The sequence below is a fragment of the Sedimenticola selenatireducens DSM 17993 genome (assembly GCF_000428045.1).
Lineage (GTDB): Bacteria > Pseudomonadota > Gammaproteobacteria > Chromatiales > Chromatiaceae > Sedimenticola > Sedimenticola selenatireducens.
The window spans coordinates 1-22,552 of the sequence record NZ_ATZE01000030.1 but is presented as its reverse complement, the minus strand read 5'-3'; the positions used below and the strand labels follow the sequence as shown (position 1 = coordinate 22,552).

At 54.6% G+C, this 22,552-nt stretch carries 17 protein-coding genes; all 17 read right to left on the bottom strand.

Translation table 11 applies throughout. From position 1 onward, the window contains the following. Nucleotides 1-35 precede the first annotated feature (35 nt). On the bottom strand, nt 36-647 hold the full coding sequence (locus tag A3GO_RS0117630) for a type IV toxin-antitoxin system AbiEi family antitoxin domain-containing protein (protein WP_037375880.1): 612 nt from the start codon (nt 645-647) through the stop codon (nt 36-38). Between the two features lie 267 nt (nt 648-914). Next, entirely contained in the window at nt 915-3,593 is a 2,679-nt protein-coding gene (locus A3GO_RS26245; protein ID WP_029134524.1) for a hypothetical protein, read from the bottom strand. 93 nt (nt 3,594-3,686) lie between these two features. Continuing rightward, the gene (locus A3GO_RS26240; RefSeq protein ID WP_157606859.1) at nt 3,687-4,700 is read right to left on the bottom strand and encodes a hypothetical protein; all 1,014 of its coding nucleotides are present in this window, start codon (nt 4,698-4,700) and stop codon (nt 3,687-3,689) included. 236 nt (nt 4,701-4,936) lie between these two features. Next, a complete protein-coding gene (locus A3GO_RS0117615; RefSeq protein ID WP_051302574.1) occupies nt 4,937-6,256 on the bottom strand; it encodes a protein NO VEIN domain-containing protein in 1,320 nt (439 codons plus the stop codon). Beyond that, nucleotides 6,253-6,651, bottom strand: a complete 399-nt coding sequence (locus tag A3GO_RS0117610) for an HIT family protein (RefSeq protein ID WP_037375878.1) — start codon at nt 6,649-6,651, stop codon at nt 6,253-6,255. Before A3GO_RS0117610 ends, A3GO_RS0117615 begins: the two co-directional genes overlap by 4 nt. A gap of 142 nt (nt 6,652-6,793) precedes the next feature. Beyond that, a complete protein-coding gene (locus tag A3GO_RS0117605; RefSeq protein ID WP_029134520.1) occupies nt 6,794-7,969 on the bottom strand; it encodes a Fic family protein in 1,176 nt (391 codons plus the stop codon). Nucleotides 7,970-8,278: 309 nt separating this feature from the next. Continuing rightward, nucleotides 8,279-8,596: a hypothetical protein gene (locus tag A3GO_RS0117600; protein ID WP_029134519.1), complete on the bottom strand. Its 318-nt coding sequence runs from the start codon at nt 8,594-8,596 to the stop codon at nt 8,279-8,281. A 3-nt stretch (nt 8,597-8,599) separates the two neighbouring features. After that, nucleotides 8,600-8,854: a hypothetical protein gene (locus A3GO_RS26235; protein WP_157606858.1), complete on the bottom strand. Its 255-nt coding sequence runs from the start codon at nt 8,852-8,854 to the stop codon at nt 8,600-8,602. 545 nt (nt 8,855-9,399) lie between these two features. Continuing rightward, nucleotides 9,400-11,745, bottom strand: coding sequence for a TOTE conflict system archaeo-eukaryotic primase domain-containing protein (locus A3GO_RS0117590; protein ID WP_029134517.1), 2,346 nt, complete (start codon nt 11,743-11,745; stop codon nt 9,400-9,402). Nucleotides 11,746-11,884: 139 nt separating this feature from the next. After that, the gene (locus A3GO_RS0117585) at nt 11,885-12,799 is read right to left on the bottom strand and encodes a nucleotidyl transferase AbiEii/AbiGii toxin family protein (RefSeq protein WP_029134516.1); all 915 of its coding nucleotides are present in this window, start codon (nt 12,797-12,799) and stop codon (nt 11,885-11,887) included. Then, nucleotides 12,774-13,586, bottom strand: coding sequence for a type IV toxin-antitoxin system AbiEi family antitoxin domain-containing protein (locus tag A3GO_RS24400; RefSeq protein WP_037375877.1), 813 nt, complete (start codon nt 13,584-13,586; stop codon nt 12,774-12,776). The genes A3GO_RS0117585 and A3GO_RS24400 overlap by 26 nt, the downstream gene beginning before the upstream one ends. A gap of 280 nt (nt 13,587-13,866) precedes the next feature. Then, complete coding sequence (locus A3GO_RS0117575) at nt 13,867-15,318, bottom strand: nickel-dependent hydrogenase large subunit (RefSeq protein ID WP_029134515.1); 1,452 nt, start codon at nt 15,316-15,318, stop codon at nt 13,867-13,869. 4 nt (nt 15,319-15,322) lie between these two features. Continuing rightward, nucleotides 15,323-16,327: an NADH-quinone oxidoreductase subunit B family protein gene (locus A3GO_RS0117570; protein ID WP_029134514.1), complete on the bottom strand. Its 1,005-nt coding sequence runs from the start codon at nt 16,325-16,327 to the stop codon at nt 15,323-15,325. 161 nt (nt 16,328-16,488) lie between these two features. After that, entirely contained in the window at nt 16,489-17,847 is a 1,359-nt protein-coding gene (locus tag A3GO_RS0117565) for a PAS domain-containing sensor histidine kinase (RefSeq protein ID WP_084610210.1), read from the bottom strand. A gap of 237 nt (nt 17,848-18,084) precedes the next feature. Further along, nucleotides 18,085-19,581 carry a sigma-54-dependent transcriptional regulator gene (locus A3GO_RS24395; protein ID WP_051302569.1) on the bottom strand — a complete coding sequence of 499 codons (1,497 nt, stop codon included), beginning with the start codon at nt 19,579-19,581 and terminating at the stop codon, nt 18,085-18,087. Further along, nucleotides 19,578-21,284: a hydrogenase maturation protein gene (locus tag A3GO_RS24390; protein WP_037375876.1), complete on the bottom strand. Its 1,707-nt coding sequence runs from the start codon at nt 21,282-21,284 to the stop codon at nt 19,578-19,580. The genes A3GO_RS24395 and A3GO_RS24390 overlap by 4 nt, the downstream gene beginning before the upstream one ends. 12 nt (nt 21,285-21,296) lie before the next feature. Next, nucleotides 21,297-22,340, bottom strand: coding sequence for a hydrogenase expression/formation protein HypE (gene hypE, locus A3GO_RS0117550; protein WP_029134512.1), 1,044 nt, complete (start codon nt 22,338-22,340; stop codon nt 21,297-21,299). Between the last annotated feature and the right edge of the window lie 212 nt (nt 22,341-22,552).

Sequence of the window (22,552 nt, the reverse complement as noted above, 5' to 3'; positions counted from 1 at the left end):
CTGCCATATCCTTGGGCATCAGCAGGCTCCCTCCATCACACCAGGCTCTCCAGATAGGGTTGGATCACTTTCTTTACACGGCAGATCTCCGCATAGCGCATTAGCTCGTCCATGGTGAATTTGCGACCAGACCACCCCTCGCGCAGGGCCTCCAGATCAACATCCAGGCCGATTTTATTACGGTACTTGAAGCAATCGGCCACGGTTTTGGCGGGGGTGAAGACCTTGATCTCCACACCCCCAATATCGTGACTCTCCACACCGGCCCGAAGCGCTTCGCCCGACATGGTAACAAAGCGCACCGGAGGGTAGCTGATCTCGGGTCGCCAAGCCTTGCGGTCGATAGCCAGCCAAATCTTGCTGGGGTTTTGGGTGGTCAGGTCATGGAAACTTAGCGCCGACAGCAGCGCCACAACCGACCTGGGGGCCTGCTTGGCGACCTCGACCAGGGAGTGAAAACGCCCAAGATCCTTCTCGGGCCACTGGTACAGGCCACGGCCAATTTTCTCAATAACACCTTGATTAGCCAGACGATTAAGATAGGAGCGCGGTAAGCAAAGCCGGTCCATATCCCTGGGCCGAACCACGGAGTGGGCCTTTAGATAGGCCACCACTTGCTGCATTTTGGTGTCTGAGGATGCTCGCATGTCACATTACCTAGGCTTACGTGATTATATGCCTATGTTTTGTGGCATTTTAGTGTTCTCAGGAACGCTTCTTTAGCTGCCTCGCATTGCGAATCGTACGGCTGTTACGATCAGCTTTAATCTAAGTGGGGTCGCTAAGTTGGGAAGTAAGTAGATTTCCGAATGTCCTTGCCATTAAACGAGCCTTCTTCGGATCTAATTGAATCTTGGTGTCCCGTTATTGCGCGGTCTATCATAAGTGAATCTTGGTTCCAGTTATCGCCTCTTTCAAAACCCTTCCTTTCTTAGCCCCGCTTCATAGTCTTCACGTCTCGCATCAGATTCATAACTTCTGGCAATGCCTTCAAGCATCTCACTAACATTTGGATATACATATTGAAACTTTTCTGCCTGTTCTCTGTAATACTGCGCCAAGTCACGTTCCTGTGCACCCCCTTCACAAGGCGAACGACTGGTAGTTCCTCTCTTGTTGTGGGTACCAATTACAAACCCCCTTCGCATCTGATCCAGCTCCGATCGATCAAGCAACTTGGCGACCGAGGTCATTGGCCACGTACCATCTTCATCAGAATTACAATGAGCGAGAATTTCGCCCAAAGTTTCTTCGCACACACTTAACCTGTCGTCAACTTGGCCTTGTTTTCGGACTGCATCAATGAATTCCAACATCGTGGCCTCATTGATGGTGCCGTCATCTTGTAATCCGGGGATTCTTTTGCACCTCCGCAAGATCTCCCAAGCCGTTTCAGCAGCCATACGAGAAGCATCAGTCGGCTCCTCAACCTCTCCATGTGCAGGTTTATATACTAAACAAATCAACTCGTTAAAAAGTTCTGGCTCGGTCATAACTGCTTCAAATAATAATTCCGCATCTTCTTCGTTCCCATATCCAAGTGCTGGAAAAAGACCAAACTCTAACCGCACAAGATCCATTCGTTCAATTTCACCAGAGTTTTCCATATGCTTTAGCATTTCACCCAAGTGCCATGAATTTATTCTTGGACCATCAACTTCCTTTCCCTGCAGGACCAGTCGCAATAAGTCGTAGAGTTGTTTCGCAGATGTCTTACCTATGGAGTATTGGCAATATTGCAGTGCTGTGAGTGGCCTTTCTGCTATAAGCATTTGGTCTAAAACGAACTCAGTATCTTCATCATTCACCCACTGCTGAGGCGTTACCAGTTGCCAGTAGCGGGCTTTTATTTCTTCGCCACATAAGTCAAGCACATCCCATGTTTGTTTATCTGCCCGTGCCAACACTAAAAATCGAGCAAACTTCTCTTGTTCCCAACGTTGATCTTTGCCAAGCGCAACAACGCTTTCGAGTAATTCAGCTGCTTTTTCAGGCGAGAGCATTCGTAGATACTTTGACAAGCACCTACTGACTTGAGAACTCTGAGTGAAATCCCCCCCTTTCTCAATAATCCAATCCGGCCATGAGAATCCACTCCATGAGGCCTGTGAAAACACTTCACCAACAGTGCCAGGCTCACCGCAGGTCCCTATAAGGTTATCTAACCCCGCATCCCCCACTGTCGTGAAAATCTCATTGACTGCAGATATCCTTTCTTGACTGAGCATATCTTGCCGTTCTTTGTATCCATCATTGTGATCTTTATATGGAAGCTCTACCCAGTGGTTATCGAATAGCCAGCGGTGGCGGACCACGATATCTCTTGGTGCAAGCTGCTCATAATATGACTCTATTGGCCCTAACCAATCATTAAGATCTGCTTGATCGGCATCATCATAGTTGCGATGCCAATGAATAATATTTCTCAATGAAGCGCGTATTTTTTCACGGTCACCATCATTGTCATCCTCTTCCAAGATTGGCTGTATCAGTGGCAAGACACCGTGCAGTTCCGCGCGATTTCCAAGAATTGTATTTTTTACAAGGGAAGCGATGCACTCTGCTCTGTGATCAGCTATCCTTAGCAAGCGTTCCTTCGCGGCAATTAGCATTTCATAGTGTTCGTAAGTAGAAACTCCATGCCCAGCTCCAGCATCCTCATCTCGCCAATCAGGACGATTAGCTGGTGAAGCCATATGATGCCCTTTGGTCAAAAGTTTTTCCAAGAGTTGATACGCTGCTTCTGGTTCCTTCTCGATTAAGAGATCTAACACTTGTATTCGTCCCCCCAAATCCGTGGAGGTTTGAGGAAGCCATGACCGAAATATACCTAGTAGACTCGAACTTGGTTTATTCCCCCAGTTACCTTTCATGGGAACGTGTGTAAGCTTGGCGAGAATCAAAGCAACTCGTGCGAGTCTTCGCGGTGACCAAGCCAGCTTCTCCAGCGCCCACAATAAGCCTGAATGCCAACAGCGCCCTATTAAGCCGCCTGAATCACCGGTTTCTGTAATTAATCTCGTGACTGACTTTTCTTCTGATATGAGACTTGTCTCAATTGCCTTCAAAAACGCGTCTGGTGCAGCTTCCGCAAGTGTTGGCAGATATGAAGCTAAGGATAGCCATCGCACTTCATCTGCACTATCAAACAATTCATCAACAAATCGAGATACTCGTTCCTCAACATTCAAGGCTCGAAGCTCGGAGTCTTCGGAACCCCGAACAGCTAGTTTCACCAAGGAGTCGCATACAGATTCAAAAAGCAGCCCAGAGTACGGGTGGGTCTTCCCATGCACTTGAGCCATCCATCGTTCCTCATCAGGCAGATCCAACTGGGGATCAGGGGTAGACAGCATTTCCCTTGCCACATCAAAAAAACGATCAAGCTGATCAGATGGTATTCTTCCTCCAAAAATACTTAGGAGTTCTAAAGCTGATTTAGCCTTCCAGACGCTCCCAATGTGCAAAACTGGTGAATCGTCTTGAGAAGAAAGTTGACGCAGATCTCTCTCGACTTTTTCGTAATCTCGTCCAGTAATCCGCTCAACAATTCTCCTATCGTCCTCCTTGCGATCATTCCACGCATTAATCAAACATAGAACTGATAGGCTTTCCGGCTTGGTGGATTCCAACCATACGGGGTTTTTTAATGATGGATTTGTCGACAGTTGGCGACGAAAAACTGTCTATGATCTCCCTGAACTAGCTGCAAATCGCTTAGCATCTGATTCTTCCATGCCTATAGAGACCAGCGATTTTTCAAACTCGTAGATATCTGGTCTTTCGAGTACAATTTCCGCACCACTGATTTTCTCTGCAATGTCTCCTAAAGCATGCGGCAACACAACCAACAAGCCTTCTCTAACTATAGCATCGGAAGCCACCTTTCCATTGACTGCTACTGCAATTCGTAGCTGTGTGTTCGCCTCCACAAAGCCCCATCCTTGAGATTCTGTCACTACCAGCGTGTGACATGATGCTTCAACAGTTTCAAGTAAGGTTACTGCTGCAAATGCTGCCGCTTCTTCAACACTATCTGCTCTAATAACTATAGTCTGCGGAGTTTGTACCTGAGATATGGCTTTGCTTATTTTTTCCTTTAAGTTATCTTTAATTTGATTGCGGTCACCGATAAATGCATCTGGCAGGATCGGAGGAGCACATTGACATGACCAGCTCTCCCAATATCGCCAAGGGCTCATGACACCCCATCCAGCCAAACCGAGTTCTTCCGAAAACTGTAAGGCCACAGCTGGTGTTTGTTCTAGCCATTGTTCCAGGTCATCGGCATCATACGCCCGAACATCCCCCCATCTTCCTTCAGCAAGCATAGTTTTAATCCAGTCCACCTTTTGGATCCATCGCCGAGGGGTAACAAATATAAATGTAGAATTTATTCTTATTGTCTCATCTGTTTCATTTGTTCGCTTTATGTAATCTCCGTTGGCTTTCGATCGAATATCTTGATCGCATCCAATTTCCCAGCGAGCATCACCTGGCGGCACCCAAGCGTTTCCTTTTACAGTGGTGGTCACGCCATCCCAACCAGGAACAAATGTGGAATCACCCGAGGGGAATGCTATCTGCTTGGTTAGCGTAGGGTCGAAACAAAGTCGTCGAATAAGCCTTGGAAGATTTTCTTGGGACTCTTTCGCTTGAGTATTAGCCCAGTTAACAATTTGAGAAGCAGTAATTCGCATAAAATACCTCCGCATTTAATAAAATTGAGCGTCCATCAATAATGAATACTAAATACAGCGGCACAGTAACTCGAAAGCATCATCAATATTAATTTCCCTGACATAAGAGATAGCTAGCTCATCTTGAAGATCAAAAAGATCTACCAATGCATAAGCTAAAATTTCGAAAGGTGAATAGGCGAGAGAAATTTCATCGCCAACCTCTCACAGAACTGTAGGAAGACTGAAGGACAGCCTCACCACCAAGCCTTATACAACTGAGGGCTAAGATTTACTTGGGCACCTAAATTACCTTCCAATACAAAGAGCCGGGGCATTTTTCTGAATTCGAACACCCTATAGAGGGCAAAGTCTTCGGCACGCGCCTTGGAAAATTCTACTTCGTTCTCCGATATAAGAAACGGCTGGTACTTTCCACCGTTGGTCGTCTTGACCTCGATAAAGAGCTCTTCCTCACTCTCCGGCCTAAACGAGCGGATATCGTAACCGGCTCCATCCCCCTGCTCTTGACTGGTCCATTCAATCTCAGAAACAAGATCCTCCCTACCTGCCATTTTCATCCGGAACCGCTCGAACTCGAGCACAAACTTTTCCCCGGCAAGTCCTAACTGACGGTTACTGGCCTCCCTTTCACTAAAGTTGTACTTTTTCGGGATAAACTCCCGCTTGGTATCCGTTTTATCAGATCGCGTATCATACGGCGCTGGAGGCGACTCTTGAACACGCCCCCACTGAGCTGTGGGGCGGGGCACAATCGCTTCTCCCAGAGACGCCTCGGCTTGCTGAACCAATAGGCCATGGCGATGGGCCAAATGAACCTCGACAACCTCGCGCAAGATTCGCTGGTAGTTGAAGGCCGGTTTATAACCAGCAATATAGGGGTAACCCAAGTCGATCAGGATAGCCGAGATGTTTTGGTGCTTGTATTCTACCGAGCCTTTACTGCGTTTCGGTAGCTGCTCAAGCAATCGATTACGGAAGTCTGTCTTGCGGTAGGTCTCACCCTGCAACTCATAATCAAGCATCTCCAGATAGGAATGAACCGCCAACTCACACTCTATCCAGCCCCAGGTGTTATCGCCCACCTCCAACTCTTGACCCAGAATACCGTTCAGCCGCGTGCCTTCTACAATCAATACCTCGCGCAGTCGATCCCGGGTGATCTGGTGTAGAAGCAATTCATAGAGGGGCTCATCCAGGTAGGCATAGGCGATGTGCTTTTCAATTTGCCCCGGCCCCCACGTCGTCGTCATCCGCTGGTATGACGCCTCTTGGCGGTCACGAATACGATGATGCCAGAAATCCTCGGAACGCAAGTGGAAAAATGGCAGATGGGGATTTTCGCGATCCTTGGGGCCGCGATAGTGGTTAAAATGGCGTCTAAAATATTCGCGCAACGATTCATCAAAGTGAATCCGGTTACGAGTGATTGCGTTTCCCTCGAATAAATCCAATACAGCCAGCAGCATGCATAGCTTGTGGGGACTGGCATGGCCGCCCGATTGGTTCATGCGCAATCTGGTGAACTGACGCTCATATTCGGTCAACCAGATCACGATACTGCATCTTCCCTGTCTGACCAATAGTCGGCATTTTTTGGAATCACCCAACGGACACCGCCGCGTGGATCTGGCCGATCGCCTTTATATCGTGGTATCAAGTGGATGTGAAGATGAGGTACGGTTTGACCGGCGGCAGCACCATCATTAATTCCGATATTGTATCCATCAGGACGGAGTTCGTAATCCAGGTATTCTTTTGCCGCATTCAGCGATGAAAAAATATCCACGCGCTCATCATCGGTAAGCTCAAAAAAACTATTCACGTGACGTTTTGGAATGATTAATGTGTGTCCTCTGGATACAGGAAAGCCATCACGAATAACAATGGCATGATGGGTTTGGCGAAGAATGCGTTTTGCATCTAGCGTACAAAAAGGACAAGACTGCATCTGATAACCCAGGTTAACCCCATATCATATAAAGAAAGAGGACACTCATCATTTATACCGCAATTCCCTGTGGTGTAACGGGACATTGTCAACTGATTCCTGAAGGCTTAGTCTTAGCCATTTCGTTATTGATAGTTGCCAACTATTCATCACTGGCCGTGGCCGTATTCACATATCCAACCCAAAGACTATTCGTATCATCCTGCCTCACGATACCTAACTCCCGCAATCCTTTTAAATCACGCTGCCTGGTTTTATCTGTCAGTTTGATGTAAAGCGCTTGATACCAGGGCGCTTTCCTCAGGTCCGACAGCGATACCGGCTTACCCGTCGCCATTGTCTGGCTAACGATGGCATATTGTCTGGCGTTGATCGCTTTTTCGTCATGCAGGCGTTTCACTTCGTTTTCAAACAGGATCTGGGCGATCAGGACGTTAACCCGATCATGCAGTGCATTGATGCTGGCCAGCATCCCTTCCAGGAAAAAGGCGACAAAATCGGTATTCGGTACCTCGCTGTTTTTCTCCGCCTTTTTGCGGGTCGTGTTGAACAGAGTGAAGTAGGCGTGGATATACTCCAGGTAGTAGCGGGCCTGGGCAAAGGGGGCATATTTGTACCCCTCCGCCTGAAGCAAGGTCGCTTCCAGCACCCGGCCTACACGGCCATTCCCGTCCCAGAAGGGGTGTATCAGTTCGTAATAGAGATGCACCAGCGGTGCGCGGACCAGTACGGGGACCCCGTGCTTCACCAATTGCTGGTGCCATTCAATCAGACCATTGAGCAGCCGCGCCACATCTTTTCCATCCTGTGGCGGCTTGTATGTCCCGCCGTGTTCCTGGCTGCCCACCCGTGTAGTTATCCCCTTGGGATTATCTCTGAGCAGCCCCGGCCGGTTGTATTCGTGGGGGAGCTGATCGGTAACGGCGATATGGATCTGTTTGATAAACGCTGTATCGAGCCGCCAGCCGGGGTGCGCGGCCACTCGTTGAGCCAGTTCATAAGCATTTTTAAGATTGATGGCACGGCGTTGTTCTATATCCTTCACCTGGACCGGTGAGAGATCCAGGGCCTGCTCCGTCTCCTCGACAGAAAGGGTGCCACCTTCAATAGAGTTGGTGTCATAGATGCTGCTGACCACCACCTCCTTCTCCAGGCGGCTTGCTACCTGGGATAAAGGCGAGGTTTTAAAGCGCTTGTGGGCATCGTCGACGCGCATCAGCAGACTTTCCAGGCAAGGCATGTCCACGCCGAGCTGAAAGGTGAAGGGACCAAACCGGTCGGTTTCGATCCTTAGCTGGATTTGATTATCCCAAGCCACGCAAAAAGTCCTTAAAAATGTCCACCCGTAAAGTTTATTTTATTTGTTTAATATCAATTTGTTAGATATTTTTACCATTTAACAATGTCTTGATTTATGTCCGTCTAGCATACCCATGGCGTAGCGTAAATACCAGCAGGTTTGGTGGATGCGCCTGCCGGCTTATCCGCCCTACCAGATACCGATGTGCCCATGGAAAATCGCTGATAAAGGAGTGGCCGGAGAGGTAGGATGCCGGTGAGCTACCTCACGTGCGCATGAATTGATCAGGTTGTTACAGTAAAAGTTATAACCAGCATCCAGCCAGGTTTATCCAGGACCCGGCAGCCTCATTCTCGCTATCAGGATATCTATCTCTTTAGCCGGGATGCCGTATTCATCGCCGATGGGTGGAAACTGCTCTATGGCCTCCCTCACCTCGTTCATGATATTTTTCACCGCACCCGCTGCAATGCCAAACTGACGGCCAAGAACATCAAGTGAATTCAGCGTTGGTGTATTGCCCACAGTACCGAAATGCAGAACGTGCTCCCGATTGTTGGCCGTATCGGGATCAGCCACCACGATCTCCCCTGCCAGAATGGGTTCGCCCACCGGAGGGCGCAGCCAGACCCGGAGATGTATCATGCGCTATCCCCCGGCAACTGGTAAAAAAAGTGAGCCGCTAAAGAGTGCTTCGAGTTGCACCAGGTCTCCGTACAGGCGGATGGCCCGAACCCAGCAGCCCACACCTGTCCCTGGATTGCCCCGCTCCATTTGGCGAAAGGTTTCCCGGCTGACGCCACGCCGGGCGGCCGCATCCAGCTGGCTGTCTCCCCGACGCTTGCGCTGGGACCTTGGCCCCTCACCGAGGCGCTCAAGTACACCTGCCTCATGCTCTGTCATGCCAATCACACTACGCAAAATAGGCGATATAATGCCATTGTGACTAGTATTTTAGGGAATGTACCCAGCAACCACCGGTTAAAGCTGGTCGGTTGGCTACATATGGCTCAGGACTGGGGTCATGGGGCGCTAAAGGTGAGTTAACGCTTTGATTATTCAAATCCCCTCATCCTGTCCTTCTCCCTGAGGGAGAAGGGGCCCTTCGTTCAAGATTTCGTAAGGCATCCATTATCCCGGAACTCGCATATCCCGCCATCCGTCGCCTAACGGCCAGGGGCTTACAGATCCCCTTTCGGGGACTCTAAAGCTAGTGGGTTAGCGTCAATGCACGGTACAGACCATGCAGAAATTCCGAAATCGCTCACTGGCCTTTTTATACAGTCACATAGCTCGCCAAACACCACTCTAACGCCCGCCCATTATTGGTGTTTACGGGCTCTTTAAATCAACATCTTACAGAACCATTTTGGGAAGAACTGGCTCATCCTGAAGCAATAACTTAGTCGGTAATACTGGATGAGATGACCTGCTCACGAGGCCCACTATCAACCGGAAACCTCCACATAGCCCAGCGCCTTATATCCCTTCTCACGCCGCTGAAACATACGTTTCAACGTCGGCAAACCTGACTCCACATAATCATATACCAATACCCGCTCTTTGCCTTCGGCATTGCGGTGAATCCGACCGACATACTGCGCCAGAGAACCTTTCCAGGAGATCGGCAGCGCCAGAAAGAGCGTGTCCAGCCTCGGCAAATCAAACCCCTCACCGATATACTTTCCAGTCGCAATCAATACTTGAACCTCATCCAGGCTATCCAGCACGGCGCTACGCTCCTTGGCACTCATGGCGCCCCGCAGGGTTGCGACACGGTACCCTAACCCTGCTATGCGCTCGCTTAACCGTTTGGCATGCTCCCGGCGTTCAGTCAGCACCAGCGGATTCCGTCCCGCTTCTACCGCCTTGGAAACGTCATCAATAATCGTTTGATTACGCACTTCATCCTCCGACAACCAGCGATATACATCGGCAATATGTGGTCGGCCATTATCCATGACCAGTTCATGAGGTGGCAGATGATCCCGCCAACGCACTATGAGCTGCTGTTCGAATTGTACCTGTCGGTCATCTCTGACTTTGTGACGAACCGGTCCTGCCGCCATGAAAATAATTGGCTGATGACCGTCTTGGCGCTCAGGTGTTGCGGTCAGTCCCAGTACGTATTTGGCATGTATGGCATTGAGCACCATCTCAAACCGAGGCGCGGAAACATGATGGCACTCGTCGACAATAATCTGGCCGTAATCATGCACCCACTCACGGACCGTGTTGTCCTTGCGATCAATCAGACTTTGATAGGTTGCCACATCGATTTCGCCGGACGGTTTTTTCCTTCCTCCACCAATCACACCGATCTTGGCTCCTTCCGCGAATGCCCCGAGACGCTCGCGCCACTGGTCCAGCAGTTGGCGGCTATGGGTCAAGATCAGGGTATTGGTCTTGCGTTTGGCGATAATCCCGATGGCAGTGACCGTCTTACCAAAGGCCGTTGGGGCATGAAGTACGCCCACGTCATGCCTTGTCATGGCGGCCACCGCCTTACGCTGTTCTTTTCGAAGCTCCCCCTGAAACCGAAACTTCTTCAGGGGTATCCCCGGATTACGCTTATCGTCTATTTGTAGCTCCACCCCCTGCTCCTTCAGCAACGCACTGGCACCATCCAGGCAACCTCTTGGAATGGACAGATAATCCTGCTCGATTCGGGCGCAACTGATAAATCTGGGTATCCCCTGCGTGGAAAACCTCAGCGCCTGAGTCTTGAAAAAGACCGGATTGGAGAAGCTGGCCAATCGCTTCAGTCGCGCGATCAACGTCGGAGGCAACTTGTCGATGGGCACGTAGAGTTGGTTGGCCAACACCACGGTCAAAGAAGCGGGGCAATTCTCCAGCTTCTTCGGTTTCACTGGGAGACCCTCTTCCCAAGGCTTTAGCGCAAAGGTCGCCTCACCAGCACGATCCTGCGCGACCTTCAGCAGTTCCGTTAGTGCATTGGGCATCACCAAACCGATTTGCTGGAGGAACCCCCACTGATCTTGATAGGGAACCAGATCCATATCAACAAAGACGCTATTACCACTCTGCCGCGGACTATGTTGAAGAGGCAGCGCTATCAGGTTGCCAAATCCACCCTCCGGAATCCTGTCCTGATTGGGGAACAGGCGATCATAGGATTCAAAAGAGAGTCCCGGATGGATCTCCATTGCGCGATCCAGCAGTAGAAATCCGAGGCGCCTGGCCTCCTTCGCCGGCACCGGCTCCGAAAAGAAGATCCAAACATGGGCCCCGTTTCCGGAGCGAGAACGCTCAATCGCATAGGGGATTTGCAGGCTTACACAGGCCTGCGCATAGGCCTTTGCGGCTGACTGCCAATCGGCCTTGTCGAAATCTGCCGCCAATAGGTGGCAGCTGCTGTCCTGAAGTAGCGAATAGAGACCTACGGTTTGCTTTCCAACCAGATGATCGTAGATCGCCTTGGCGTCCAGCGCCTTGAACGACCGATGGGGACACTCTCCACATTTAATCTTGGGCTTACGGCACAGGCCGGCCTGCCACTCGTTGTGGCAGGCCACGGTATATCCACTTCGCCCGGCTTTGTTCTCCCAGCGAAGAGCAAATATGTCACTACGCCCCTGGAAGAGTTCCCGAAACAGACTCATTTTCTCTTTTGTCGTAAGTGGCGTACCAGCCTGGTTAGCCCCGAGAGCCAGCCTCTGTTGCAAAACGGCTTTACGATCCAGCAGGTCGGACTTCTCCTTGCTAAGTTCAACAAGTCGCTGCTCAATCGAGCGCAGCTCAGCTTCAAACCGTCCGCTTGGATATACCGACATCTAAAACTCGCTGAATACTGATTGCATGCTCTTGTTCAGGTCCAACGGCATACCAGACTTTGAACCATGACTATTCGACCTGCGCTGCCAACTGAATCCACGGGGACATGCCACCGTCGGATACTTGACCGCGCGTACATCACTTTAATACGGCCTCTAGATTGCCTACGGCCTTAATTCTCTTGTCCCTCGCCATCTTGGCAAGATTCAACAATTTCCACCGCACCGAGGGGAGCTGCTCGATATGCGGTATGCCCAAATGCGCCCAATTGGGCTTACCCGCCTTAAAGGAGAGCAGAAACGCTCGATCATCATCAGTAAGATTGGCGTGCAGCGCTTCTACCAATCGGGGCAGCGTCGCATCAAGCGTCTCAACGTCGACCTCGTCAAATGCCATGCCACTAAACTCGGCAGCATAGCTTTCCGCCAGTGGCTTGGGCCTGGGAGCCAACAGCTCTGCCATGGGTCGATTATGACCTATTAGATAGACGAGAAAGGCTCGCATAAGGTCGCGACTGAGCCCCTCGTTCTCCAGTAGCAGCCGCGTGTCATACAGATCACGTGGATGCTGGCGATCCAATGTCGCACAGAGCTTACCGGCATAGAGATCGTTAAAGCTGACCAGTTGAACCTCGGCAAACCCGAACTGTTTCTCGACAACAGGCCGTACCAAACACACCTCCGGTTCATAGACTGCCCCGCGCAGAACCGGTGTCACCTCAATCTTCACCTGGGCATCGGGGAGAGCAACATTCAGCTTGAGTAGGGTTCCGGTCGCGCGATTGGGCTGTGCGGTTACCTGGCAGCCAGACAGACGCTGCCTCACCTCATTGGCTATGGCCTGTAAGGCCGTATCGATCTCCATTAGCGCCTGATATCGATCCGCGGTTGGCAGATAGGCAAGGTCAATATCCACCGACAGACGTGGCAGGTCCCGCACAAAGAGATTAATGGCGGTACCGCCTTTCAATGCGAAACACTCCTGCCGCCCGACGATGGGCAAGAGCTGAACCAGCAGGCTCACCTGCCTATAAAAAGGATTGCCCGGGTCCATCTGCCACCTCGCTTACCATATGTCTGGGTACCGTGATCTGATACTTGTTATTTAAAGCACCACCCTTCTCGATAACCCGTTTCCCACTGCCTAGGTTGATGAGATCCACCTCCAGGCGGTCAAACCAGGCAAAGCCGTGCCGTTCGGCAAACCAGAGAAACAGGCGCTTGGCCTTGATCTGGCGGCAAGTAGTCAGCAGTTTCATCAACAATTGGGGGCGCAGTGCGGTGGCCGATTCAAACAGCTTGTCCATCACCTCAAAATCGGAGGAACGCTTTACCTCGGCGGCCAGTTCCAGCAGGGCAAATTCGGGGGTTGCATAACTGAGCGGCCAGTCCCAATGACCAAAGGGCTTAGTGGTCAGGTACTCCGGCAACAACCGATCAAACAATCGGGAGCTGTGCAGAGTGAACTGATAGGGGGCCTCGAGCTTCTCAATCCAACCGGGGAGCCTCTCAGCGCTATACAGGTGAATCTGTTGCACCCCCTGCATCGAGAGGTAATGAGCAAAACCCTGAAGCTCCAACGCGGAGCGCCCACCCACATGGGCCCGATAGCCTGACTCCTGTATGGAATAGACCACATGCTCCCATTTAAGCGGCGGGCCGGGTCGACGGTAGGCCCCGCGGGCTACCGGCACCAGGGCACCGGAACGAAGGTAATAATCCACCAGGGGACGATCAAAGCCCCGGTCCGCCAGCCAGGCACGGTCAACGACCAGCCCGTCAAGAAGCAGGTCCTCTAGCCTGGCCCTAGAGCTGAAGCCGCCCATTAGTTTACTATACATCCACTTAGCATAGCCATACTATGCATTATACGCACTATCAAAACCACGCGCGAGTTTATTTTTATATATTATTGCATAGTTTTACAATGCAAATAGTGTGTACTTATAAACCACTAGACTTAAAATGGACTGCATACCGGACGTTATTCAGATCAATTGACAACAAGGAATTTAATGCCCGATACGCCAGACTGGTACGGGTTTAGCGACTAACTCTTCCCCAAAATCGCACAGTACATTAGACAACATTTAACTATTTATTATCAATGACTTGCGCTGGTTAATGCACGGTACAGACCATACAGGGATCGAACGACCGCACGATGTGCTGCACCGCTACCGGCTCCTTTTCACCCTCACGCACCGGCGCGCCGATCAGCGCCTGCTCCAGTGGGCCGCCAATGCCATTTTGATCTCTCGGTGAGAAGTTCCAGGTAGTCGGGGCGATGATCTGGTAGTTGAGGATACGGCCGTTTTTGATCCGCACCCAGTGACCCAGGCTACCGCGGGCCGCCTCGGTTAGCCCGAAACCTTCCGACTCGCGCTTCAATTCACTGCCTACACAAAAGTGATCCTTCGGTTTCAACTGTCGTACCCACTGCTCCATCTCGATCAGCACCCGGGGGATCTCCAGCAGCCGTGCGATCATGCGGTTGCGTACATTGCTGCCACCGGTCGTAACCAGATCATTGATCAGGGGTTGACCATCAATCAGTTGGCGGGCCAGTGCGCCGACCTCGACTACCTGGCCATCCAGGCGCGGTGCCTTGCACCAGGTGTAACCGGAATCGGCATCAGCGTCGGGCAGGGTGACGCCGTGATAGGGGTGTTGGGGTTCGGCCTGTCCCTCCATCCAGCTGTGACTGATATCCTCGGTAATACAATCCGAATTAAGCTTGCTTCGCTTGCCCTGATACCAGACACCGGAGCGGAATGTGCGTTCGCCTTCCAGTGAATAGACGCCGTAGCTCATGAAACGGTTGTCGGTCTTGCCCAGCTGATCCAACTGAAGATCCCGGGACAGCTGCAGCAGGCGACGGAAATCACTCTCAGCCGGATCGCCCGCCGTCAGCCAATCATCCAGTTGCCGTTGATTGTCAATCTCCAGCATCTGCTCCAGCGGCGCGCCGAACAGGCGCTGTTCCAGAAAACGCCGGAACCCGCTCAGGATGGATAACAGCCTTACCTTCTCCGTCGCCTCAATGCCGCGGGTGCTTCCACCAGGCTGGATGCCCAGGGTGTGAGGCCACTTGCCGGCCATGATGCCCATCAGGTGCATGAACTCGGCGCGCGCCTGCATCACATCAGCCGCCGCCCTGCCCTTCACCGCCTTAAAGCGCTCCGCCACCGCATCGAACCAGGGTTCACCGCAATAGATCTCACGGGCGAAGTCCGGCATGAAGAAAAGATAGAAGTGAGTGAAATGATCGGCCAGGTTTTCGCAGGCGTGAATCAGGTTGAGCGCCAGTTCACCATTCTTCGGACGCATGATCCCGCCGGCATGGGCCAGGGCATCGGCGGCGGCAATGGATTGGGAGACCGAGCAGATACCGCAGATACGCGGCGTGTAGATCAGCGCATCGCGCGGGTCCTTGCCGTGCAGAATCTGTTCAAAACCGCGATACATGGGGGAGACCACCCAGGCGTTGCTGACGACGCCCCCGGCAGTTTCGATCTGCACTTCCAGATCACCCTCGACCCGGTTAAAAGGCCCAACAATGGTTCGACTCATGCTATCACTTCTTTTTGCTATGGGGAGGGACAACAATATGGTCCGACACGGCATTCTGTCTCAACCGCTTCGGTGTCGCCGCCTTGGAGAGTGAGGCCAGCGCCACAAACCAGGCCTTGGGCATATCCGTCGGCAGACCTATCGGAATACCGGCGATTTTCGGTGTCTCCTGAAAACGGTGGCCCGGCTCCTGGAAGCCGGGTGCGGTGCAGTTGATACAGGCGTAACCACCGCGCAGACAGGAGCCCTCGCCATTCCACAGCCGGGTGTTGCAGTCGGCATGGGCCTGGGTACCGAGACAGCCCATGTGTTCCATCATGCAGCCGAGTTGGGAGTGCTCCTCGGCACTCGCCTTGAATTCATAATACTCATTGCGCGGACAGCCATGATGCACCAGATGATCGGCATAGCCCCTGGGGCGTTGCCACTCATCCAGATCGCTTTCGGAAAAATCTCCCAGGGTCAGTTGCATCAGGGTCTCGGTGATCCAATTGGGATGGGTCGGACAGCCGGCCACATTGATTACCGGCATATCGTATGCTGAACGGTACGCTTCACCCAGAACGCCGCCCCGCTCGGTTTCGGCAAACTGCAGACCACAGGCGTCGGTGGGATTGTCACCGCCGGCAGTGATGCCGCCAAAGCTCGCCCCGGTACCGATCCCCAGGGTATAGCCGGCAACAGCAGCGAGATCGCGCACCCAGTCGAGCATGGGGCGACCGGTGCCGGCCAGAATATGAAAACGGCCGCTATCCTTCGGACCTCGCAGGATCGCCCCCTCTATGCAGAGCGCATCGAGTTTGATCTCACCGGCGATAACCGCCTGCAGAATCCGCACCATCTCGGAGCCTGACTCTTCGCTCAGCATGGGATGCCACAACAGATTGATGCCGGCACCTTCCAGGGTATGCACTAGATTCGGTGACTCGGCATTCAGCAGTGACAGGCTGCAGCCGCCACAACCGCCGGACTGCAGCCAGAGCACGTTGAAACCGGATTGGCTGTTCATCGGTTGCTCCTTTGTGTGAAGGTGTGCGTTTTCAAAATACCTGCACCGTCAGTTGATTTCGGTCACCCTGCAGGAGACCCGCCCCCGGGCCGATCGGTCGCGGCACCGCCGCCGGCCCGATCTCTTCGCGGCGGGGGCGCCGCTCCTACAGCTCATCCAATTCAACCGGTCGCCTTCAGGGTCAGGGTGAACATGGCCCCTCCTTCCGGATGATTGGAGGCGACCAGCGAGCCACCCTGATCATTGGCCAGGCCATAGCTGATGTAGAGCCCCAGCCCGGTGCCCTTACCCACATCCTTGGTGGTAAAGAAGGGATCGAACACCCGCATCAGGTCCGCCTTGGGAATGCCTGGCCCGAAATCCCGCACTTCTATCCTGACCCGGTCCCAGTCCTGCCAGCCGCGAATCGCCAGTCGGGGCTCTTCCATCTGCTCCATTACATCAATGGCATTCTGCACCAGATTGACCAGGATCTGGTGCACCAGTCCCTTGATGCCGACGGCCTGGAGATCGCCGGGAATCTCCACGCTGACATCCGGCTTCCTGCGGGCTGCCTTGACCACCCAGTCGACGGCCGTGGTCACCACCGGCGCCAGCAGGAACGGCTGGATATCCTCTTGCTGATTGCCGGAAAAGCGCCGCAGATCCATCACAATATCGCTCACCCGCTCGGCGCCCTCCAGGGTGCCGTCGATCAGCGAACCAATGTCCGACAGGATATGGTCGATCTTCAGCTGTTTCCGCAGCGCCTCCCGCTCTTCTCCTTCGGCATCTTTATGGATCACATCCAGATAGCGGGTGATGCGCTCACCGTAACGCTTCAAGGCATGCATGTTGCCGAACACGAAACTGATCGGATTGTTCAGTTCATGCGCCACGCCCGCCACCAGGCGCCCCAGGGAGGCCATTTTCTCCGAGTGGACCAGCTGTTCCTGAGCCTGCTTCAACTCCTTATGAGTCGCGTGCAACTCTTCATAGGCACGGCGCAACTCGCCCACCGGGCGGCCGATCAGTACCATGCCCACCAGACGACCGTTGTGGTCATAACGGGAGCTGCAGTTCATCGCCAACGGGGTCGGTGTACCATCGGCGCTGATCAGGTTGACCTCGCAGTCATACACCGTCTCGGAACGGATCTTGTCGGCAAAACCGTCCACCAGATATTGCGACGATTCAACGAACAGCGCCTTGAAAGAGTGGTTCAACAGCTCTTTTTCACTGCGTCCGGTAATCCGTTCAAGCGCGGTATTGGCTTGCTGGATACGGCCCTGAATATCGCAGACGATCAGCACATCGGTCATTGCCGCCTGCACGCTTTCGATAAACCGCTGCGCCTCTTCCAGCGCGCTGTTCTTCTCTTCCAGCTCCACCTGGTAGCGCACCAGATCGGCGTAGACCAGATCCATTTTCTGGATTACCTCGATCCATGCCTCTTCGCTGCTCGAGGTCGACATCTGTTCATCCGATCCCAGCCGGGAGATCAGGCTGCCGGCACCCTTGATGCCCGAATCGGTCACCATCCCGCCCCCTTCGCGAATTTCGCAGCTGAAGCCGCTCCTGCCCCACCTGTAGGAGGCCCGCCCCCGGGCCGATTGGCCGGGGCTCTGGCCTCTGCACGACCATCGCGGCGAGGCGCCGCTCCTACAAGGGCGCAATCAGTGCGTAGGGTGGATAAGCGACAGCGCATCCACCGCAATAATGGTGGATGCGCCTGCCGGCTTATCCACCCTACCTCACAGCCGGACTCTGGGAGAAAATCAGCGGCCGGTTTCACGCTCGACATCCTCGTCACAACAGGCATGCGCCCGGGGCGTCTGCTCCAGACCATAACGCTCCAGCTTGCTGCGCAGTCCGACCCGCGACAACCCCAGGTCACGCGCCGCCTGGCTCTTGTTCCAGCGGTGCCGGATCAGCGATTCACGCAGGATGCGCGCTTCAATCGACTCGATACGCTCCTTCAACGACCCATCCAGGGAAGCCAGCAAATCGAGTTGCGCCTCATCCTCACGAGGCGCGGCACGCAACACCCGTGGTGATAGCAGGTCGGCGCCCAGCGTTGGCTCATTACTCATCACCAGCATGTGCTGTATCTCGTTCTGCAGCTCCCGCACATTGCCTGGCCAGTGATACGCCTGCATGCACACGAGGGCTTCGGTAGTAAAACCTTCCACCTGTTTGTTGAGGGAGCGCATGGCCGACTGCAGCAGCGCATGGGCAATCGGCGGAATATCCATCTTGCGCTCTCGCAACGGCGGCAGATGAATGGCGATGGTGGAGAGCCGGTAGTAGAGATCCTGACGAAAACGTTTCTCCCGCACCTCGGCTTCCAGATCTTTATTGGTGGCGGCAATGATGCGTACATCCACCTTGCGGCGGCGGGCACAACCCAGGGGACGGATCTCCCCCTCCTGCAGCACCCGCAGCAGCTTTACCTGAAAGGCCGGCGACACCTCACCGATCTCATCCAGAAAAATGGTGCCGCCATCGGCCCGCTCGAACAGGCCGGCCCGATCCTCCACCGCGCCGGTAAAGGCGCCGCGCTTGTAACCGAACAGCTCGCTCTCCAGCAACTCGTCCGGCAGGGCGGCACAGTTCTCCACCACAAACGGCTTGTCGCCGCGCAGGCTGTTGTAATGCAGGGCACGGGCGCACAGCTCCTTACCGGTACCCGATTCGCCGGAGAGCAGCACGGTGACATCGTAGGGCGACACCCGGTTAACCTTGGCGCAGACCAGATCCATGGGACTGCCATCGGCACGCACAATGCCGTCATCACAGTGGTGCTGCTGCTTGAGCTGTTTGCGCTTGTCGCTGACCTTCTGCTCCAGCAGGTCGGGATTGCGTTTCAGCTCGATATTCAGCAACTCGTTCTCGCGCTGTAGCTCAAACAGATGGGCGGCATTCTTCAGGGTCAGCAGCAGGCTGTCGGGGTGCCAGGGCTTGGTGATGTACTGATAGATGCCCGCCTCATTCACTCCCTGGATGATATCCTCGGCATCGGTATAGCCGGAGAGGATCATGCGCACCACATCCGGCCACTGCTGCCGTACCTTGGTGAGAAACTCCACCCCGGTGGTCTCCGGCATGCGTTGGTCACAAAGCACGATATTGATCCACTCCCGCTCCAGGATCTGTTCCGCATCCCGTGCATTGGTGGCGGTCCTGACCTCAAAATCGTCATCCAGGATACGTACCAGCGCCTCCAGGCCACGCACCTCGTCATCCACGATCAGCAGGGTGGGTTGTCTGTTCATGAGGCCTGGCTCCAGTCATCTCTGGGACGTTTGGAAATGTCGCGGTGTCCGGCAATGGTGATCGGGGTTCTGGACTTGGGCACCTTGTAGACGAAGTTGTAGCGCGCCACGTGATAGCTGGGATCGAAGCCGTAGAAGTTGAGGTTCATGCGTTCCAGCTCCTCACGGCGGTATTCGTCCAGTGGTTTCTCCTGCTCATCAGCCTGGCGGGTCGCCACCTTGTCACGCAGTATCTGGTCGAAATCCGCATCATCTGCCAGCGCCTTTGCCCGCTGTTTCAGCTCGACCAGAAACTGCGGGTTGTCCTGCCCGAAATATCCGTCCAACAGCCCCAGCTCGCCCGCCTCCTCGGCGCCCATCGGCAGGCGCGCCTGGGTGATGCGTCGGGCACGCTCTTCACCGACCCGTTTCGGCAGCAGGTAGGTCCAGTACTCGGAGCCAAACAGGTTGCCCATGTCCTTGTAATGGGGATTGAGTACCACGCCACGGCGCGCCCAGACACGGTCGGCGGCACGGGCCAGGAACACGCCGCCGGCTCCGGCATTGCCCTGCAGTGCGGAGACGGTCAGATGACTTTCGGTGGTGATAATCTCCCGCGCCAGATCATTGATGGCATTGATATTGGCCCAGGACTCGTCGGCCGGACTCTCGGCCGCCTCGATGGTGTTGAGATGGATACCGTTGGACCAGAAGTCCGGTCCGCCCATCAGCACGATCACACGGGTGTCACGTCGGCGAGCAGCGACATAGGCTTCGCGCAGCCGGTTGCACTGATCCGTGCTCATGGCGCCGTTATAGAAGGGAAAGTGCAGATAGCCGACCCGGCCCTGCTCCTCGTAGTGGATATCGCTGTAGCCAGCGACTATCTTCGGCAGATCAGCCAGTCGTTTACCCAGCACCCGCATAGCCGGCAGCTTGAACGGGTGGACTCCCTGCTTGTCCCGCAGATGACCGATCCAGACCGCGCCATCCACCGTGGCCCGACAGATCGCCTGTTCGCTGTGGCCCAGCAGCATGCCCGGTTCGCCGTACAGCCCATCGGCGGCATGGGCGTCATAGAGCATCACCTCCTGCCCGTAGATCCAGTCCAGCACGCCGGGAAAGCCGTCGGCGCTGCGGATCTTGCGCAGCACGGTTTCAGTCGTGTCCTGCTGCCAGTCGATGCGTCGGTCGGACTGGCGCATCAGCGGCTGCAATGTGCCTTTCACATCGGCCTGCGCGTAATCCAGCGGCTCCGGCTGGAAGCTGGCCTGCTCCATGCGTTCGACCGCCAGCAGCACCCCCTGCAGCGCCGCGTCCGTCACCTCGTTGCGATAGAGGCTCGCCTTGCTGGCGGCACGCATGGGGAAGTTGACAGTGGCCCAGATATCGCCGGCATCCATCTCGGCGTTGGCCTGCAGCACCGTGACACCCCACTCCGGCTCGTCATTGAGAATCGCCCAGTCCAGGGCCGACGGACCGCGGTCACCCTTGATGCCGGGATGCACGATCAGGCAGGTGTGATGACGCCAGATCGACTCAGGGATAGCGCGCTTGAGAAACGGCGCCACGATCAGCTCGGGCTGGAACAGCGCCACCGCCTGCTCGCTCACCGCATCATTGATATCAAACTCCACCGAAACCGCATGGCCGCGTTTTTTCAACTCGATGTGCAGCCGCTGGCTGAGGCTGTTGAAGGCGTGGGTCAGTAACAGGATCTTCATGGTTACTCTCTGTCAGCAGATTCGTGGCAACTGTTCACCGGCCAGCCAGTCGACGATGCGGCTGCCGCCAAAGCTGGTCTCCATCTGGATAAAGTTGTGCTCATCCTCGATCACCTCGCCGATAATGGCGGCCTCCACCCCCTTCGGGTGGTCGCGCATAACCGCCAGTAGCCGCTCGGCATCCTGAGCGGCGCAGATGGCAATCAGCTTGCCCTCATTGGCCACATAGAGCGGATCGAGCCCCAGCAGTTCACAGGCGGCATGCACCTCCGGCTTCACCGGGATAGCCTCCTCGCGCAACTGCATGCCGACGCCGGATTGCTGGGCCAGCTCGTTCAGGGTGGAGGCCAGGCCGCCGCGGGTCGGATCGCGCAGGCAGTGGATATCCGGCACCGCCTCCACCATCGCGGCCACCAGGTCGTGCAGCGACTGGGAGTCCGATTCAATGGTGGTCTCAAAGGTCAGGTTTTCACGCTGCGACATGATGGCGACTCCATGATCGCCCATGCTGCCGGAGATCAGAATCTTGTCGCCCGGTCGAGCCCGGTCACCCGAGATATTGATCCCCTCGGGCACCACGCCGATGCCGGTGGTGGTAATGAATACGCCGTCGCCCTTGCCCTTCTCCACCACCTTGGTGTCACCGGTCACCACCGGCACACCGGCCCGGTTGGCGGCCGCCGCCATGCTCTCGACGATGCGTTTCAGATCGGCCAAGGGAAAGCCCTCTTCCAGGATAAAACCGGCCGAGAGATAGAGCGGTTTGGCGCCCGACATGGCCACATCGTTGACCGTGCCGTGTACGGAAAGAGAGCCGATATCACCGCCGGGAAAGAACAGCGGCGAGATCACATGCCCGTCCACGCTCATCACCATGCGCCCCCTGGGCGCATCGAAGGCGGCCTGGTCATTACCCTGTCGGAGCAGCTCGTTATCCAGGCTGCCGATAAAAATCTCGTCAATCAGCTGGGCCATGGCACGACCGCCGCTGCCGTGGGTCATGTCGACGGTACCGTTCTTCAGGTCCAGTCGGCTGGTGTAGCGTTTTTTGTTCATGGTTTTCAATTCATCTACAAAAAAATAATCGGTCCGCAGGGTGGGCATGTCGTCCGTCCCCACAATCCATCTGCAGGAGGCCCGCCCCCGGGCCGATGGCAACCGGCACCCATCCAACCCGCCCTCTTCGCGGCGGGGGCGCCGCTCCTACAGGTTTTCTCAACCGCAGGGTGGGCATGTCGTCCGTCCCCACAATCCATCTGTAGGAGGCC

What these genes read in the sequence shown, in the direction of transcription:
- A3GO_RS0117570 (WP_029134514.1), bottom strand. Translation starts at nt 16,327, where the DNA reads ATGAACAGCCAATCCGGTTTCAACGTGCTCTGGCTGCAGTCCGGCGGT.
- A3GO_RS26240 (WP_157606859.1), bottom strand. Translation starts at nt 4,700, where the DNA reads ATGCGAATTACTGCTTCTCAAATTGTTAACTGGGCTAATACTCAAGCG.
- A3GO_RS0117585 (WP_029134516.1), bottom strand. Translation starts at nt 12,799, where the DNA reads ATGGACCCGGGCAATCCTTTTTATAGGCAGGTGAGCCTGCTGGTTCAG.
- A3GO_RS0117590 (WP_029134517.1), bottom strand. Translation starts at nt 11,745, where the DNA reads ATGTCGGTATATCCAAGCGGACGGTTTGAAGCTGAGCTGCGCTCGATT.
- A3GO_RS0117610 (WP_037375878.1), bottom strand. Translation starts at nt 6,651, where the DNA reads ATGCAGTCTTGTCCTTTTTGTACGCTAGATGCAAAACGCATTCTTCGC.
- A3GO_RS24395 (WP_051302569.1), bottom strand. Translation starts at nt 19,581, where the DNA reads ATGAACAGACAACCCACCCTGCTGATCGTGGATGACGAGGTGCGTGGC.
- A3GO_RS24400 (WP_037375877.1), bottom strand. Translation starts at nt 13,586, where the DNA reads ATGTATAGTAAACTAATGGGCGGCTTCAGCTCTAGGGCCAGGCTAGAG.
- A3GO_RS0117575 (WP_029134515.1), bottom strand. Translation starts at nt 15,318, where the DNA reads ATGAGTCGAACCATTGTTGGGCCTTTTAACCGGGTCGAGGGTGATCTG.
- A3GO_RS0117630 (WP_037375880.1), bottom strand. Translation starts at nt 647, where the DNA reads ATGCGAGCATCCTCAGACACCAAAATGCAGCAAGTGGTGGCCTATCTA.
- A3GO_RS0117565 (WP_084610210.1), bottom strand. Translation starts at nt 17,847, where the DNA reads ATGGTGACCGATTCGGGCATCAAGGGTGCCGGCAGCCTGATCTCCCGG.
- hypE (WP_029134512.1), bottom strand. Translation starts at nt 22,340, where the DNA reads ATGAACAAAAAACGCTACACCAGCCGACTGGACCTGAAGAACGGTACC.
- A3GO_RS0117600 (WP_029134519.1), bottom strand. Translation starts at nt 8,596, where the DNA reads ATGATACATCTCCGGGTCTGGCTGCGCCCTCCGGTGGGCGAACCCATT.
- A3GO_RS26235 (WP_157606858.1), bottom strand. Translation starts at nt 8,854, where the DNA reads ATGACAGAGCATGAGGCAGGTGTACTTGAGCGCCTCGGTGAGGGGCCA.
- A3GO_RS24390 (WP_037375876.1), bottom strand. Translation starts at nt 21,284, where the DNA reads ATGAAGATCCTGTTACTGACCCACGCCTTCAACAGCCTCAGCCAGCGG.